This is a genomic window from Paenibacillus vandeheii (assembly GCF_030433635.1).
Taxonomy (GTDB): Bacteria; Bacillota; Bacilli; order Paenibacillales; family Paenibacillaceae; genus Paenibacillus; species Paenibacillus vandeheii.
The window spans coordinates 1-16,709 of sequence record NZ_JAROCD010000027.1; the positions used below are offsets into that span (position 1 = coordinate 1).

Annotated in this window: 12 protein-coding genes and 1 other annotated feature; all 12 genes read right to left on the reverse strand. The window is 49.1% G+C overall.

All coding sequences use genetic code 11. From position 1 onward, the window contains the following. Positions 1-106: 106 nt before the first annotated feature. A complete protein-coding gene (gene murC / locus P5G61_RS31025; RefSeq protein WP_285078518.1) occupies positions 107-1,426 on the reverse strand; it encodes a UDP-N-acetylmuramate--L-alanine ligase in 1,320 nt (439 codons plus the stop codon). 56 nt (positions 1,427-1,482) lie between these two features. After that, positions 1,483-2,859 carry a bifunctional folylpolyglutamate synthase/dihydrofolate synthase gene (locus tag P5G61_RS31030; RefSeq protein ID WP_301249974.1) on the reverse strand — a complete coding sequence of 459 codons (1,377 nt, stop codon included), beginning with the start codon at positions 2,857-2,859 and terminating at the stop codon, positions 1,483-1,485. Between the two features lie 78 nt (positions 2,860-2,937). Beyond that, positions 2,938-5,604 (reverse strand): valine--tRNA ligase, encoded by a 2,667-nt coding sequence (locus tag P5G61_RS31035; RefSeq protein WP_301249975.1) that lies wholly within the window; start codon positions 5,602-5,604, stop codon positions 2,938-2,940. A gap of 58 nt (positions 5,605-5,662) precedes the next feature. After that, positions 5,663-5,931: a binding site (T-box leader), on the reverse strand. Positions 5,932-6,087: 156 nt separating this feature from the next. Further along, a complete protein-coding gene (locus tag P5G61_RS31040; protein ID WP_301249976.1) occupies positions 6,088-7,650 on the reverse strand; it encodes a LysM peptidoglycan-binding domain-containing protein in 1,563 nt (520 codons plus the stop codon). Between the two features lie 136 nt (positions 7,651-7,786). Next, entirely contained in the window at positions 7,787-8,695 is a 909-nt protein-coding gene (locus P5G61_RS31045) for an RluA family pseudouridine synthase (protein WP_301249977.1), read from the reverse strand. Next, positions 8,692-9,996 carry a glutamate-1-semialdehyde 2,1-aminomutase gene (gene hemL / locus P5G61_RS31050; protein WP_301249979.1) on the reverse strand — a complete coding sequence of 435 codons (1,305 nt, stop codon included), beginning with the start codon at positions 9,994-9,996 and terminating at the stop codon, positions 8,692-8,694. Before hemL ends, P5G61_RS31045 begins: the two co-directional genes overlap by 4 nt. A gap of 121 nt (positions 9,997-10,117) precedes the next feature. Then, entirely contained in the window at positions 10,118-11,119 is a 1,002-nt protein-coding gene (gene hemB / locus P5G61_RS31055) for a porphobilinogen synthase (protein WP_301249980.1), read from the reverse strand. Between the two features lie 92 nt (positions 11,120-11,211). Further along, complete coding sequence (gene cobA, locus P5G61_RS31060) at positions 11,212-12,786, reverse strand: uroporphyrinogen-III C-methyltransferase (protein WP_301249982.1); 1,575 nt, start codon at positions 12,784-12,786, stop codon at positions 11,212-11,214. A gap of 4 nt (positions 12,787-12,790) precedes the next feature. Beyond that, a complete protein-coding gene (gene hemC, locus P5G61_RS31065; RefSeq protein WP_301249984.1) occupies positions 12,791-13,747 on the reverse strand; it encodes a hydroxymethylbilane synthase in 957 nt (318 codons plus the stop codon). Positions 13,748-13,749: 2 nt separating this feature from the next. Then, positions 13,750-14,400 (reverse strand): precorrin-2 dehydrogenase/sirohydrochlorin ferrochelatase family protein, encoded by a 651-nt coding sequence (locus P5G61_RS31070; RefSeq protein ID WP_301249986.1) that lies wholly within the window; start codon positions 14,398-14,400, stop codon positions 13,750-13,752. Positions 14,401-14,405: 5 nt separating this feature from the next. After that, positions 14,406-15,233, reverse strand: coding sequence for a cytochrome c biogenesis protein CcsA (gene ccsA, locus P5G61_RS31075; RefSeq protein ID WP_435874312.1), 828 nt, complete (start codon positions 15,231-15,233; stop codon positions 14,406-14,408). 14 nt (positions 15,234-15,247) lie between these two features. Beyond that, positions 15,248-16,636 carry a glutamyl-tRNA reductase gene (gene hemA / locus P5G61_RS31080; protein WP_301249988.1) on the reverse strand — a complete coding sequence of 463 codons (1,389 nt, stop codon included), beginning with the start codon at positions 16,634-16,636 and terminating at the stop codon, positions 15,248-15,250. Between the last annotated feature and the right edge of the window lie 73 nt (positions 16,637-16,709).

Genomic DNA, 16,709 nt, shown 5'->3' on the forward strand with positions numbered 1-16,709 from the left:
AAAAAATGCACCCCCTAGAATTTCATCGGTTAAACCTAGGGGTTTTTCCAATGTCTATTCTAAGGGGTGCACTTCAAAATGAAGTCAGACGGTTTTAAGGATGTAATTATTTCAACCCTTTGGCAAGTGTATCGCCAACTTTCCAGATATCACCTGCACCCATTGTGAGCACAAGATCACCTGGCTGAAGTCGGTGCTGCAAATCTGCAACAACTTCTTCCTTTGTCGGAAGATAACGCGCAGAAGCATTACTGTTCTGAACAATAAGTTCAACCAGCCTGGCCGAGTGCACACCTTCAATCTGTTTTTCACCCGCAGGGGAATAGATGTCGGTAATGAGAACCTCATCCGCTTCTGCAAAGGCGCGACTGAACGCATCAAGCAGGAAGAACGTACGTGTGTAACGCTGCGGCTGGAATACCGCAATGATACGTTTCCCTGTCGCTTTGGCTGCACTGATCGTAGCCTCAATCTCGGTCGGGTGATGAGCATAATCATCAATAATCAGCATATCACGCGCCTCACCCAGCACCTGGAATCTGCGTTTCGCTCCATGGAACTGGATAATGGCAGCCGTAATTTTCTCGAATGGAATACCTGCTTCTAAGCATGTGATGACCGTAGCCATCGCATTATAAACGTTATGTTTACCTGGAACGGACAACTCTACCGTACCCAAAGCATTCCCCTCGTGGTTCATTGTAAAGGAAATTCGGCGATCACCAAGCACGATATCTGTTGCTGTATAATCAGCAGCATGGTCAATGCCGTATGTGGTCACCCGTGATTTTAACGCTGGCAAAATGGCTTGAACATTTTCGTCATCAGAACATACAATGGCCGTGCCCTCTGGACGAATTTGACTCAGGAACTGCACATAAGCCTTTTTGAGTTCCTCAAAATCACTGTTGTAATTCTCAAGGTGATCCGCTTCAATATTCGTTACAATACCGAGCCAAGGGTGATACTGCAAAAATGAACCGTCGCTTTCGTCTGCCTCCGCAACAACCCAGTCGCCCTGGCCTGCCTTGGCGTTAGTACCCACGTTCATGATTTCTCCGCCAATGATGTATGTCGGGTCTGTATCACATTTATCCATAACGAGTGCAATCATGGATGAAGTGGTTGTTTTGCCATGAGCCCCCGCCACAGCCACACCCTTGCGCTCGTTCAGCAAACGCGCCAGCATCTGGGCGCGATGCAGAATCGGGATGTTCAGCTGTTCGGCTGCCACACGCTCCACATTATCAGCCGGAGCTGCCGTAGAGTAGACAACCAGGTCTGCCCCATTTACGTGCTCTGCCGTATGTCCGATATATATTTTCGCTCCCTTGGCTGCCAGCTTCTCGGTCAACTCCTGTGAAGCGACATCCGATCCGGTAACGGTGTATCCCATCTCAAGCATAACTCTCGCGATGGCACTCATGCCATATCCGCCAATCCCTATAAAATGAACGTGTTCCGATGTATTTAACAAAACTTTCACCAACCTTTTTCAGAATCGGTTTGATGCAAAAGGGCTGCCCGCACATCTGCAATCAGGTACAATGTGCCGGACACCACCCCCAGATCTTCCGCTTCCGTCCGTGACTTCAATAGATCAAGTGCCTTTGCCCATTCAGGCTCGACGATGATTTCCAGCTCCGGTTTCGCAATGGCGGGACGTACCCGTTCGACAATCTGCAGCAATTCGGCTGCAGCCATTTTGCGTCGGAAATCTGGCTCGGTCAGGATCAGCGTATCCACTAGTGGCAGTATATGCTGCAAATACGCTTCGTGATGCTTATTCGCCAGCATGCCCATCATCAAAATTAACTTGTTGTGAGGATATACTTCGATAATGCTCTTGGCCAATGATTCAGCCCCTTCCGGATTATGTGCTCCATCCAGTACAATTCGGGGTTCATCGACAACTTTCTCAAACCGGCCTGCCCAGAAGGCATTCTCCAGTCCAAGCGCAATATCTTCATCATCCAGCATAAATGCCATGTATTGCCGGAGCAACTCCAGTACCATAAGTGCGCCCGCTGCATTGTCGCATTGATGTATGCCCTGCATGCGAATACGAGCGTCCAGATCACGGAACGGTCCTGTAAAATGAAAGGATTGACCGTTCTCATCACTGTCCAGTCTATGATAGGAGAAACGATCTCCCGCCAGATACACGGTTGAACTTAACCGTTGTGCGGTCTCCTGAATCACCTTCACAGCCTCTGGCTGCGTGGCACAGGTAACAACGGGTACCCCCGCCTTAATAATGCCTGCCTTCTCTCCTGCAATCGCCTCAATCGTATCTCCCAGCACATCCGTATGGTCCATACCGATATTGGTAATGACCGATACCACGGGTGTAACAATGTTCGTTACGTCCATCCTTCCCCCGAGCCCTGTCTCCCATACCACAATGTCCGGGTAGCATTCTTCCGCATAATACAGAAGGGCCAGTGCCGTGGAAACCTCAAACATTGTAGGTGATCCAAGGGGAGTTGTAGCCATCTCTTGGACTAATGGATACAGGCGGTTCGAGATTTTGAGCAAAGTTTCTTCCGGGATATCCTCACCGTTGTACTGAAAACGGTTTGTGAACTTGGTGATATAAGGGGATGTATACGTTCCAACATCATATCCCGCCTGAAGCAGCACTGACGTCAAAAAAGCGCAAGTCGAACCTTTGCCGTTCGTTCCCGCGACATGAATAAATTTGAGACGCTGGTGAGGATTGCCCAGCAATGACATCAATCCCTCGATTCGTTCCAATCCGGGTCGGATGCCGAAAGGAATAAGGCCATTGATCCAGTTGACTGCCTCGTCATAGGTAAGTAAAGGAGCTGCTATTTCTGTCCCGTTAAGTTCCGTCATATGATTCACCTTTGGTTTTGAGTTTGGTTGAAAAAAGCGGCCGGATGGCGCAAAAGCACTCCATCCGACCCGAATACATTAACCTTTCAGTTCCTTGATTCGTGCAATCACTTTATCCCGTTTATCGGAATAATCCGCTTGCTTGGCGCGCTCTTCCTCGATAACCTTGGCAGGAGCCTTGGCAACAAAGCCTTCGTTCGCCAGCTTTTTCTCCACACGGAGTACTTCCCCCTCAAGGTTCTGCAACTCTTTCTCCAGACGAGCCACTTCCTGTTCAATATCAATAAGACCCGCCAGCGGCAAGTACAGCTCAGCCCCAGTAATGACAGCAGTCATTGCTTTATCCGGTGAGCTCAGATCCAGGCCGCTGTCGAACTCGGACGTATTACAGAAACGTTTGATGTAATGGCTGTTGCGTTCAATGATGCTGGATGTCTCTGCGTTGTTCGCTTTCACCATCAATTCGATTTTCTTGCTCATTGGTACATTCACTTCTGCACGGATGTTTCGCACTGCACGGATGGTATCCATAAGCAGATTCATCTCGGCAACCGCTTCTGGGTTCTCCAATGCAGGATCATATACCGGCCAGGAAGCCAACGTGATCGTCTCGCCCTCATGCGGCAGATGCTGCCAAATCTCTTCCGAAATGTAAGGCATGAACGGATGAATCAGGCGCATGGTCTGATCCAGCACATAAGCAAGCACCGATTGTGTTTTCTTCTTGGCAACCGGATCTTCCCCATAGAAGGACAACTTCGCAAACTCGATATACCAGTCACACAGGTCATCCCAAATAAAGTTATACAGCAAACGGCCTGTTTCTCCAAATTCATATGCTTCGATTAGACGCGTAATATCACGAGAAGTTTCGTTCAGGCGGTGCAAAATCCAGTAATCCGCTGTTCCAAGATCTCCACTAATATCGCGATCTTCATAGGTGAACCCTTCCAGATTCATCAGAGCGAAGCGTGATGCATTCCAGATTTTGTTTGCAAAGTTACGAGCCTGTTCCACACGCTCCCAGCGGAAACGGAGATCCTGCCCCGGAGTGCTGCTGGTAGAGATCATGTAACGCATAGCATCCGCGCCATATTGCTCAATCACATCCAGCGGATCAACACCGTTGCCAAGCGATTTGGACATCTTGCGTCCGTCTGCATCACGAACAAGACCGTGCATCAGCACATCTTTGAACGGAACCTCTTCCGTGAACTCCAGAGCGGTAAAGATCATGCGCGCCACCCAGAAATAAATAATGTCATACCCTGTTACTAATACACTTGTCGGGTAATAACGTTTCAGATCTTCCGTGTCTTCCGGCCAGCCTAATGTAGAGAACGGCCATAATGCGGAGCTGAACCATGTATCCAGAACGTCTTCATCCTGTCTCAGCTTGCGCCCAGCGTATTCTGGCAGTGTTGTCGGATCTTCAGCAGATACAATAACTTCTCCAGTCTCCTCGTCATACCAGGCAGGAATACGATGACCCCACCACAATTGACGAGAGATACACCAGTCACGAACATTCTCGATCCAGTTCAGATACGTTTTCTCAAAACGATCCGGAACAAAACGTACCCCTTCACCGCTTTGTTGCTTCTCAATCGCTTTCTCCGCGAGCGGCTTCATCTCAACAAACCATTGTGTCGACAAATACGGCTCAACGACAGCTCCTGTCCGTTCGCTGTGTCCAACCTGATGCGTGTGATCCTCGATGTTGATCAATACGCCCAGTTCTTTCAGATCTGCAACGATTTGCTTGCGGCAGTCACTGCGATCCAGTCCCTGATATTTGCCTGCTTCAGTATTCATCGTACCGGTCTCATCCATCACCGTAATCTGTGGCAGATCATGACGGAGGCCCACTTCGAAGTCATTCGGATCATGAGCAGGCGTAATTTTCACGGCGCCACTTCCGAAATCTTTATCTACATACTCATCTGCAATAACCGGAATTTCGCGTCCGATGATAGGCAGCACAAGCACTTTGCCAATCATATCTGCGTAACGCTCATCCTTAGGATGAACAGCAACTGCCGTATCTCCCAGCATCGTTTCCGGGCGAGTTGTCGCTACTGTAACATGACCACTTCCGTCTTTGAGCGGATAACGCAGGTGGTACAAGTGACCCTGAACTTCTTTATATTCAACCTCGATGTCGGACAATGCAGTCCGGTTCACCGGGTCCCAGTTAATAATTCGTTTGCCTCGATAAATGAGGCCTTTTTCATACAGTTGAACAAACACTTTACGCACAGCCTGAGATAAACCTTCGTCCAGCGTAAAACGTTCACGCGTATAGTCGAGCGACAAGCCCATTTTGCCCCATTGCTGACGAATGGTTGTTGCATATTGGTCTTTCCAGTCCCATACTTTCTCCAGAAACTTCTCGCGTCCCAGATCATAACGAGTCAGACCTTCTTCACGCAATTTCTGCTCGACTTTGGTTTGGGTAGCAATCCCTGCATGGTCAGAACCCGGCAACCACAGTGCATCATAGCCCTGCATCCGCTTGGTACGAATTAGAATATCCTGCAGTGTGAAATCGAGCGCATGCCCGATATGGAGCATTCCGGTTACGTTCGGGGGTGGGATTACAATCGTATAAGGTTCAGCATCTTTACGCTGGCCTGCCTTGAAATATCCATTTTCCATCCAAGTGGAATACCATTTTTGTTCCGCAGCTTTCGGATCATATGTGGTCGGCATTTCTGTTGCAGCTGATTTTTTTTGTTCAGACATGTGTCATTCCTCCGTTACTTATTCATCATCGCCAAAAAACAAAAAAACCTTTCATCCATCAAAGGACGAAAGGTTAGCTTTCGCGGTACCACCTTTGTTTCACGCAGATAGAAAGACAGACTTCCCCTCCTATACTTACGTGACACTTCAAGCAGATAACGGCTGCGACCGGCCCATCCTACCTCAGGTATGAATGACTCATCCCTTGTATTCAAACAGGCAACTCCCGGGCGACTTCGATCAGTTGGTTCCTGCGGAATTTCCCAGCGTTACAATCCCGCTCTCTGAAAGGTCATACTGTCTACTACTCCCGATCCACGTTGTTCTTCAAAAAACCTAAACACATCATACCCTGCCCGTGCCCGATAGTCAACCTGACAACAGCGGAAAAAGCGCGCTGCAATGCAGGTTGAGGGCAGACAAAGCAAAAACCCGCCATCCTCAAGGGATCACGGGTCGAAATGGACATTAACCTACCTACAGTTAAGGGATATATAGAATCTGCCCTTCTTCCACAACCTGTTCGGATAATCGATTATACAACTGGAGCTCTCTGGTACTTAACTGATATCGGTCTGCAATCGTATCCAGTGTCTCTTCACGCTGTACAATGCATAATTTCACCTTACGGAACGGGGTCTGATCCACAATGGTGCCTAGAAACAGGTTCTTCCACTCTACATCATCAGGCTGATATGCTTCTTCCTGCAGTACTCCAGCGAGTGCCTCTTGCTCCCGTTCAGCTTCCGCCTCACGTGTCACTCTGCCAGAGGATAACAAGGAGGAGATACCTACGCCCTCTGTCTGTTTTGGTGCAGACTCTCTCTTGCTGCCAAAAGCAACCTTGAGCTCCGGCTTGTCTTCCGTTTCAGCCACAGGTTCAGGGATAAAGGCTTCTTTTTCATCAGCAGACTCATTGGTGTCCAATACTTCATGAGGTTTGTATTCTTCCGAAATTTCCGGTTCAGATGTTGCGAAGACATCCTGCCAGTTCTCCGACTGAGAACTTGCCGGGGCATCTGCTACCGCCTGCTCCTCTTGTTTGGATTCAGATCGGGCAGATTCAAAATGCCAAACGTTCGGTGCTGCTGGTTCATCCGAAGGCTGTGAGACCAATTTGGAATCGGCCTGCTCCGAGTTCCTTGAGTTCGTATGTAAGGTCTCGACGGAAGGCTCGGACCAAACTGACGACTCTTCAGCCAGAGGAAGCAGAGGCTCAGATTCAGGGTAAGAAGCCAACCTATCGGCTGTCTCCGCCAAAAAAGACGAAACTGGAGAAGGCGTTTCGGATACATTCGATTGCGCTTCATCCTCTTTGTCCCTCAAGGACAAGGACTCTTCGTTTTCAGCCGATATTGGGCTTGGCTCCGCGTATCCAGCCCCTTGCTGCCCGTTCTGAAACTGCTCGGGAGAAGCTTGATATAGATGTGCCTGCTGCGACTCCTCTTCATTCCGTGCCGTCTCATCCCCAGCAGAAGGATCAACGAATCCCTGACCGCCATAGGCAGGCTCTGCCGCACTCGTAAGCCCTTCCTCTTCGCTCCGTTGAAGCAGATATTCCTGAGCAAATACATTGGGATCGCTCCCTGCCTGCTCCAGTTGAGCTGAACGGTCACTCTGCTGAGGGTCAGGCGAATGTACAACGGTAAACTCATCTGCTGACCAGACCTGCGGCTCCTCCACCGGGAAGCCCTCAATGCCGCGAAGCGACAATACGCCTGTAATATTCAAACTTCGGTTGGATAACAAATCGACATCAAAATTTTCAATCTCAATGGAAATGTCCTCAAGCGATCTAACCCGGTTCAGGGGTACCGTGATCTCCACCGGTATAAAATGTTTGAGTTCCTCCGAGATCTCGTTCTCTCCCCGATACGCACCTGTTAGCAAAAGATGGCCTCGCAATGTCGCATGATCATCCTGACCTATCACCTGAATGCGAGGGTAAAGCTCAATTTCCTCCAGTTCCTCAATCGCAGGGACTCCCTCTGACAAATGAACGCGCTCATAAATATCGAACCGCAAACCATAAGGTTGATTCAACAAAGGTGGCGTCCTCCTTTCGGCATATGTTCACCATGATCCTTCTCATGGGACTGATCCATGGTCCAAATCCTTCGTTACCCCATCTATATGCCTTGAATGAGATGAGCATGCCACCTTTTGTGCAAACCTTTCCGGTTTATTGGTCCTTGCCTTCCCGTTGTGCCAGTTGTTCGAGATCCGGCGGCCAAGGGTCAGCCACTTCAATTCGTACGCCGGTCAGCGGATGGGCAAAACTCAGTGTCTCACCATGAAGCGCTTGCCGGCCAATCGAATCCTTTCTGCCCCCGTATAACTCATCCCCTATTAGGGGGTGTCCTGCATAACTTAAATGCACTCGAATCTGATGTGTGCGTCCTGTATCCAGTGTCAGCCGTACAAGAGTAGCTCTATCCCATACCTCCACGATCTCCACATGGGTTACCGCTTCCTGCCCACCTTCCGAGACACGTCTACGTTGCTTGTGGTGCCTGTCCTTCCCGATCGGAGCATTAATCGTATTCAACTCTGTGGATATCTGACCGCCTGCAATGGCGACATAATGGCGTCCAATGTCTTTACGCCGCATCGCTTCATCCAGTTTAGCGAGAGCAAAAGCATTTTTGGCATATAAAACAGGCCCTGTCGTGTCCTCGTCCAGACGATGAACATGGCGTACATTCGCCTGAATATTATTCATTTCGTAGTAGGAGGCTACCGCATGATCCAGCGTAATCGCTTGATCCGCACGGCTCCCATCGGGATGCAGCTTCATTCCGGCAGGTTTGTGCACAACCAGACAGAAATCATCCTCATACAAAACATCAATATCCGCCCACCTGGGCTCAACGTCAATCGGCTGAGACGCAAAAAGGGCCAGCCGAAGCCGGTCCCCTGCCAGTTGTATGCCCTGGTTCGTCTTTAGCTGACGCAGCAATTTCTCCGGAAACTGAAGTTCAGATAGAAGCCATTGCTCTGCCGCCGCCTGTCTGTCTGAACTACCTGTCACCACTTTGCCTGGCATCAGCTCTAGCCATTCCCCACGGCGTTTCCAACTTTTAATCGTCATAATGATTGAAGAGCCTTACGGTTCGCCTCGATTGTATCGTCAATATCCTGCTCCGTATGCACGCCAGAGACAAACATGCCTTCGTATTGGGAAGGTGCAACGCTGACACCTTGATCAATCATGGCCGCAAAGTAACGACGGAATTGATCCAGATTGCTTTCTTTGGCAATATCATAATTCGTAACGGGAACAGCACTGAAAAATGGACAAACCATTGAACCAACACGGTTAATCGTAATCGCGATGCCCGTCTCTGCTGCATTCTTTTCAAACCCAGCCTGCAAGCGTGCAGACAGCGTCTCCAAACGGTCATAGACCTCTGGCGTCAGCAATTTGAGCGTGGTATAACCTGCTGCCATAGCCAGCGGATTGCCGCTCAATGTACCTGCCTGATAGATCGGTCCGGTTGGAGCAATCTGTTCCATCAGATCACGTCTGCCGCCATAAGCGCCAACCGGAAGTCCGCCACCGATAACTTTACCCAAGCAGGTTAGGTCAGGTGTAACGCCGTATCTCCCCTGTGCACAGTTTAGTCCCACACGGAAACCGGTCATGACTTCATCAAAAATGAGTAGACTGCCGTACTGAGACGTCAAACTACGCAGGCCTTCAAGGAAGCCCGGAACAGGAGGCACAACGCCCATATTACCTGCAACAGGTTCCACAATGATTGCTGCCAGTTCTTCACCGTAACGTTCAAAAGCAAGCTTTACCGACTCCAGGTCATTGTACGGAACCGTAATCGTATTGATAGCCACACCTTCAGGAACGCCCGGGCTGTCAGGCAGACCCAGTGTTGCTACGCCAGATCCTGCTTTGATCAGCAAGCTGTCGGCATGCCCGTGATAGGAGCCTTCAAACTTCAGTATTTTACTGCGTCCTGTCACACCACGTGCCAGACGAATCGCACTCATGGTTGCTTCCGTACCGGAATTCACCATTCGCACAATATCGATCGAAGGCACTCGTTCACAGACGAGTTTTGCCATCTCTGTCTCCAGCAACGTTGGCGCACCAAAGCTGGTTCCTTTAAGCGCTGTCTCACGCAAAGCTTCTACAACGTCAGGATGTGCATGCCCCATAATGAGCGGACCCCAGGATCCCACATAATCAATAAAAACATTGCCATCTATATCAAAGATTTTGGAGCCTTCTCCGCGCTCAGCATAGATCGGGGTAAGCCCAACCGATTTGAACGCCCGAACCGGGCTGTTTACACCTCCAGGTATGTACTGCTTGGCTTCTTCAAATGCGCTGCGTGAGCGCTCATCATTGCGACGAGTTCCTTGTTGTGCAGTCATGAACATCCTCCTTAGTGATGAGGCCTCTCCAAATCTATTGGATGAGGCCTTTTATATATTTTGGATTAACCATAATAAGTTTTGTTCATTCTAGCTGTTATTAAAGCAAGCTAATTATTTCTTATTTCTCTGCCAACCAGCGTGAAGCGTCTTTTCCGTAGTACGTAATAATCATATCTGCACCCGCACGTTTCATGCTCAGTAGAATTTCCATGGCTACCTTCTTCTCATCAATCCAGCCTTGAATTGCCGCTGCCTTCACCATGGCATACTCTCCACTTACGTTGTAAGCAACCAGTGGAAGGTCGAATTGATCCTTGATCGTACGCATGACATCCAGATAGGAAAGCGATGGCTTCACCATCAGCATATCCGCTCCTTCCAGCACATCCGTTTCGGCTTCACGCAATGCTTCGCGGGCGTTCGCCGGGTCCATCTGATATGACTTGCGATCTCCAAATTGCGGTGTAGAGTCTGCAGCTTCGCGGAATGGGCCGTAAAATGCTGACGCATATTTCACCGAATAGGACATAATCGGAATGTGACTGAAGCCATTCTCATCCAGTCCAGCACGAATCGCTTGAACGAATCCGTCCATCATGTTGGAAGGAGCAATAATGTCTGCGCCTGCCTTGGCCTGGGATACTGCCGTTTTCACGAGCAGATCCAGCGACTCGTCATTGAGGACATCTCCGCAAATGTGACCGTCCACTTCAACGGTGTGCACCATACCGCAATGGCCATGATCCGTGAATTCGCACAGACAGGTATCAGCAACAACCAGCAGCTCAGGATACCAGGATTTAATCAGCTTCGTCGCTTCCTGTACAATGCCATCTTCCGCGAATCCAGATGAACCGACACTGTCTTTGGTTTCGGGAATACCGAATAACAGCACAGCCGGAATACCGAGTTCCGCAATCTCCTTCACTTCTTCCTGTAAACGGTCCAACGAGAAGCGGAATACGCCCGGCATGGATTTAATCTCGGTTTTTACATTTTCACCATAAGTTACATAGATCGGTTGGATAAAGTCATCCACAGTCAAATGGGTCTCTCTCACCATATTTCGAATACCTGTGGATTGACGTAAACGGCGATGCCGTACAATTGGAAAACTCATATGTGTGAAACCTCCCTAAATAGTTATATGGAGCAAAAAGCGAAGCGCGCCGGTATCGTAATGATTCAGCACGCTTCATCTATCGATTGCGTTCAATTTATATGTTCAACGGGGAAAGCAGCTGCCGTAGCAGGCTTTCGTTCCCACTCACACAAGACAGAGATCAGGCTCTCTATCGTTGCTTCTTCAGCCATCATGGTGACCTTCAAACCTGCTGCTTCTGCCGTGTTCGCTGTAACAGGCCCGATACACGCAACCTCTACGTTTTTCAATAAAGGCAAGGGATCCTGCAATCCCATTCGTTTTAGAATGTTCAGGAAATTGGTAACGGTGGATGAACTCGTGAAGGTCATCGCATGAATGCCGCCCTCTTCGAGAAGTTTCAGCAGTTCATCGTCATCCTCGCCAGCCAGAATGGTCTCGTAGATAATGGCCTCGGTGACCAAAAGCCCCCGCTCCCTCAACTGTTCCGGCAACCAGGAGCGAGCTAGGTCTCCGTGCGGAAGCAGCACCTTCTGGCCCTCCTTCAGCTCACTTTCGAAAGCCTCCAGCATGCCTTCGGCCTGAAAAGGTCCTGGGATGACATCGGCCACGATGCCATACTTACGCAAAGCTTCACCCGTGGAAGGTCCTACCGCTGCAATTCTCGCTTGATGGAGCGCACGGACATCCTTGCCCTGTTGCTCCAAATGACGGAAGAAGAAATCCACCCCGTTCACACTCGTGAAAAATACCCAGTCAAACGTATTTAACGCACCAAAAGCCTGTTTGACACTTTCCTGTGCCGACTCCCTTGATGGCATCACGGTCTCAATGACCGGAAATTCATAAGGTTCACCGCCAAGCTCCTCAATCCGGCTCACTAATTCACTAGCCTGAGTGCGTGCCCGCGTTACCAAAATGCGTTTGCCAAACAGAGGCATTGCTTCGGCCCATTTCAACTGCTCACGCTGGTTCACCACCTCACCAACAACAATGACAGCGGGCGGTTGGAAGTTTGCAGCGATGACTTTTGCTTCGATATCTTCAAGCGTGCCTGTGATGGTATCCTGTTCTGCTCTTGTGCCCCAGCGAATCAAGGCCACCGGTGTTTGTGCCGGGCGTCCATGACGAATCAACTGTTCGCTGATGTATCCAATTTTGGAGACGCCCATCATAAATACAAGGGTGCCTGTTGCATTCGTCACCTTATCCCAATGGATACTGCGGTCAAGCTTGTCCGGACTTTCATGCCCCGTAATGATGGAAATGGAGGAAGCATAGTCGCGGTGGGTCACAGGTATTCCAGCGTAAGCAGGTACACTTATTGCTGAGGTTACTCCAGGTACAATTTCAAAAGGAACGCCATTTTTGCGCAGCAGATCAGCCTCTTCACCTACGCGTCCGAATATCGTTGGGTCTCCCCCTTTAAGACGGACCACAACCTTACCTTCCAGTGCAAGATCAACCAATAGCTGATTGATTTCTTCCTGCTTCATCGTATGTCGATCCGGGCGTTTACCCACATATATCTTAACCGCGCCGGGCTTCATTTGTTTGAGTAGTCTTGGACTCGCCAATCGATCATACACTACTGCATCCGCTCTACCGATTGATTCCCAGCCCTTTACTGTAATCAGCTTGGCGTCCCCCGGACCTGCACCAACCAAAAAGACCTTTCCCACCATGTCTTCATCCCCTAACTTCTGCCAGTATCTGCTCTGCTCCCCGTTCAATCAATCTCCAAGCTACTTCTTCTCCAAGACGAACCGGATCTTTGCCCGTCAAGGCTTCTTTAAGAATCAGTCCACCATCCGGCGTACCAACCATACCTGTTAATTGTAACGCGTTTTGTCCATTCGGGGAATCTGCATCTTGCTGTGGCACCCATACGGCATGAGCTCCAATTGGAACCTGACAGCCCCCATTCAATACACTAAGGAAGCGACGTTCAGCCAGCACAGGAAATGCCGTTTCCGGATCGTTGTACAACTGCAACAGATGAAGCAGTTCCGCATCATCCTCACGGCATTCAATGCCGAGTGCACCCTGACCCACTGCGGGAAGACAAGCTTCCTCTGACAGATATTCCGTAATCCGATCCTGCCAGCCCATTCGATACAAACCAGCGGCAGCCAAAATAATGGCGTCCAGTCCTTCGGTCTCCAGCTTGCGCAGACGGGAATCAATATTACCGCGAAGCGATTCAAGCTGCAGATCCGGACGGTATGCTTTTAATTGACTGGAGCGACGCAGACTGCTCGTCCCCACTCTTGCGCCTTCCGGCAATTGATCCAAGGTAAGTCCGCCATTCGAAATTAGTGCGTCACGGGGATCTGCCCGGCGCGGAACAGCTCCGTTCGTTAATCCTTCAGGCAACTCGGAAGGCATATCCTTCATGCTATGAACAGCCATATCAATTGTGCGATCCAGCATCGCCTGTTCAATCTCTTTGACAAACAGTCCTTTGCCTCCAACTTTGGACAGGGTTACATCGAGAATCAAATCCCCTTTTGTAACAATTTTATGTACTTCAAAGTCAAACGCTAGTCCTTCTCGCTCACAAATATCACGTAAATCTTGAATTACATGGCCTGTCTGGGTCAAAGCAAGTGCGCTTTGTCTGCTTCCCACTTTTATTGTCCGCATGTCTACACGTCCTCCTGATTATGGGAAATCCAGTCCCCAATTTGTTCTTCTGTCCACCACTCAAACTGACCTGTACGGATATCTTCCAGCACATTCATCTCGGTTAAACGACGGAATAATTTCCCCCTGACTTCTGGAGAAGATACACGTGCCTTTACTTCCATCCTCATCTGATACAAAAATTCAATATACGTCTCGTACTCATCTCCGAATTGCTGTTCCAATGTGGCACGAATTTCTGCTGCGGCCACAGGTCCTGCTCCAGCGGTTGATATCGCAATGCTCAGTCTGCCCCGCCTGACTACACTCGGTGTAATAAAGGTACTTTGCTCAGAAGATATGGCGTCATTAACCAGTATACCCGCAACTTCAGCCTCCCGGACAACAGCTGTGTTCACTTCACTATGATCCGTTGCTGCATATACGAGAAAGGCCCCCCGCAAATCTCCATTGCGGTAGGACCGGGCCAGCCATTGAATTCGGGAATCACGATGCAATTGTTGTAACGTTGGCGTAACTTCCGGACTAATCACCTTGATTTGCGCTTCGGCATGAAGCAGACCCTTTATTTTACGTTCAGCAACACGTCCGCCTCCAACCACGCAGCAGGACTTCCCTGATATATTCACAAATAGGGGGGTGTAGCGTTCCATCTCCTTCACTCTCCCGTCCAACGATGAAACGCTGAATACGCATTGGATAAAAAACTGATAATGACAAAGCCGTATCCGATGAGCGTCCATCTCGCCATAATGACTGTGGAGAACTGTTTCCTTCTCTTAAAGACGAAGTATCCCACATAGATCGCCATGGCAAGTCCTGTAGCAATAACCTTGAGATCCAAGAGCAGGCTCCAGCGCGTTTCGGCTACAATAGACAATACCGCGAGCATGATTGAAACACCAAGGAGAGGTGTGCCAATCAGTGTAGCACCATCCATATATTTGCTGATCACTTCCAGACTCGGCAGACGACGTACGGTATCATTCCACTTTTTATTCTTGAGCTTGCGGTGCAAAAACAGATATAACATGGCAAATACAGCACCCACCGTCAGAGCTGCGAAACCAAGATTTGCCAAGGTTATATGCATAATAAGCAATCCATGCACAGTCTGCCAGTTATGCAGAGATATCTCGCCTGCTGTAAACCACAAACGGTTCAACACCGTAACTGAGAAACCAACCACATTCAGCAACAAAATGACAAATTCGGAACGCTGAATACGAGTCATTACCAGAGACATCAGCACGATGCTAAATGAAAATATAAACAAAAAATCAAACGTAGTGTAGATTGGAAAATGTCCTTCGGTTACCATGCGTAAAATGACATGGAACACCTGAAGCACCCATACAACAACAAGAAACCCTGTGCCTGTCCGCTTCGCCCCCGCATTGCGTCGAATGCAGTCCGAGAAATAGAACAGTAGGCTCAGGGCATACATATAGATCAGAGCTTCATAGACTTGTTCAGCCAGGGTCAAGCTGCCCACCCGCCTTATACGCCTGCCGGAGCATAAGCCGGCACGTGGTCTTGCCGGGAATCGTTAAGATGAACGGCATCCGGCTTCCGCAGAGCCGTGGCGTCGCTCTGATTTACTTTCTCAGCAGCGACCTCTACTGCATCCTCCAGAGCAAAGATCTGAGTAAACATTCGCAGCGCTTCATCACTATGCTTGGTACCAGCCATTTCCTTAATCCGGTTGATCGGATCTGTCGTCATTTGATTCACGATACTTTTCGTCAGACGACGGATAACTTTACGCTGATGTTCATCCAGTTCAGGCAATTTATTGAACAGGCTATCCATCGTTTCTTCATGAATGGAAGCGCCTTTTTCCTGCAATGCCCGAATTACAGGACGAACGCCCAATGTTTTGAGCCATTGATAATAATCTTCCATCTCAAGTTCAATCATTTTCTCAATCTTGGCAGCTTCCACCTTACGCATCTCCAGATTGCTCTCCACGATTCCTTCCAGATCATCAATATCATAAAGGAATACGTTGGATAACTCACCGATTGCCGGATCGATATCCCGAGGAACAGCGATATCAATCAGGAACAGTGGGCGCGATTGACGGCGCTTCATGCTCTCCCGAACCACTGTGGCATCCAGTACATATCTTTCGGCACCCGTCGAACTGATGACAATATCCACCTCGTTCAGTCGCCCTAAAGCCTGCTCCATCGTACAAGGGGTCCCCCGAAACTTCGCTGCCAATTCCTCAGCTCGCGCGAGCGTACGATTCGCTACAATGACTTCGGATGCTCCGTTCGCATAAAGATGTTTCACTGTAAGTTCACTCATCTTGCCAGCACCCAGAATCAGCACCTTCTTATCTGTAAACATACCAAAGATACGCTTGCCCAGTTCTACAGCCGCATAACTTACAGATACCGCGCTCTCTCCGATCGAAGTCTCCGAATGCGCCCGTTTCCCCAGTGTAACAGCCTGTTTGAACAGCATGTTAAACCAGGTTCCCGTAGCTTTCTCTTCCTGAGCTTTGAAAAAAGCCTGTTTCACTTGTCCAAGAATCTGAGTCTCGCCAATAACCATAGAGTCCAGCCCACAAATGACACGGAACAAATGGCGCATGGCTTGATCATCTTCATATATATATAAGTGTTGCGTAAATTCTTCCCGGGGAACATTAAACCATTGTTCCATGAACGTCCGAATAAAATAACCACACATGTGAAGACGGTCTACCACAACATACAACTCGGTACGGTTACATGTGGCTACGATTACACCTTCCAATACACTCTTGGTCAGCTTGAGCTGCTGCAGCGCTTCAGACAAGTCCTTTTCTGCAAATGTGAATCGTTCCCTAACCTCTACAGGCGCCGTGCGATAATTCAAACCAACGACAACGATGTGCATTGCAAGTTCACCTGCCTAATAAATTTCCAATCAAAGTGTTTTCTACATATCTTCATCCATTTATGATTGACAT

Bases quoted from the DNA above. Each gene is read 5' to 3' on its own strand.
- hemB (WP_301249980.1), bottom strand. From the start codon at position 11,119: ATGAGTTTTCCAATTGTACGGCATCGCCGTTTACGTCAATCCACAGGT.
- P5G61_RS31070 (WP_301249986.1), bottom strand. From the start codon at position 14,400: ATGGAACGCTACACCCCCCTATTTGTGAATATATCAGGGAAGTCCTGC.
- P5G61_RS31035 (WP_301249975.1), bottom strand. From the start codon at position 5,604: ATGTCTGAACAAAAAAAATCAGCTGCAACAGAAATGCCGACCACATAT.
- murC (WP_285078518.1), bottom strand. From the start codon at position 1,426: ATGAGTGCCATCGCGAGAGTTATGCTTGAGATGGGATACACCGTTACC.
- P5G61_RS31045 (WP_301249977.1), bottom strand. From the start codon at position 8,695: ATGACGATTAAAAGTTGGAAACGCCGTGGGGAATGGCTAGAGCTGATG.
- hemC (WP_301249984.1), bottom strand. From the start codon at position 13,747: ATGCGGACAATAAAAGTGGGAAGCAGACAAAGCGCACTTGCTTTGACC.
- cobA (WP_301249982.1), bottom strand. From the start codon at position 12,786: ATGGTGGGAAAGGTCTTTTTGGTTGGTGCAGGTCCGGGGGACGCCAAG.
- P5G61_RS31030 (WP_301249974.1), bottom strand. From the start codon at position 2,859: ATGACGGAACTTAACGGGACAGAAATAGCAGCTCCTTTACTTACCTAT.
- hemA (WP_301249988.1), bottom strand. From the start codon at position 16,636: ATGCACATCGTTGTCGTTGGTTTGAATTATCGCACGGCGCCTGTAGAG.
- hemL (WP_301249979.1), bottom strand. From the start codon at position 9,996: ATGACTGCACAACAAGGAACTCGTCGCAATGATGAGCGCTCACGCAGC.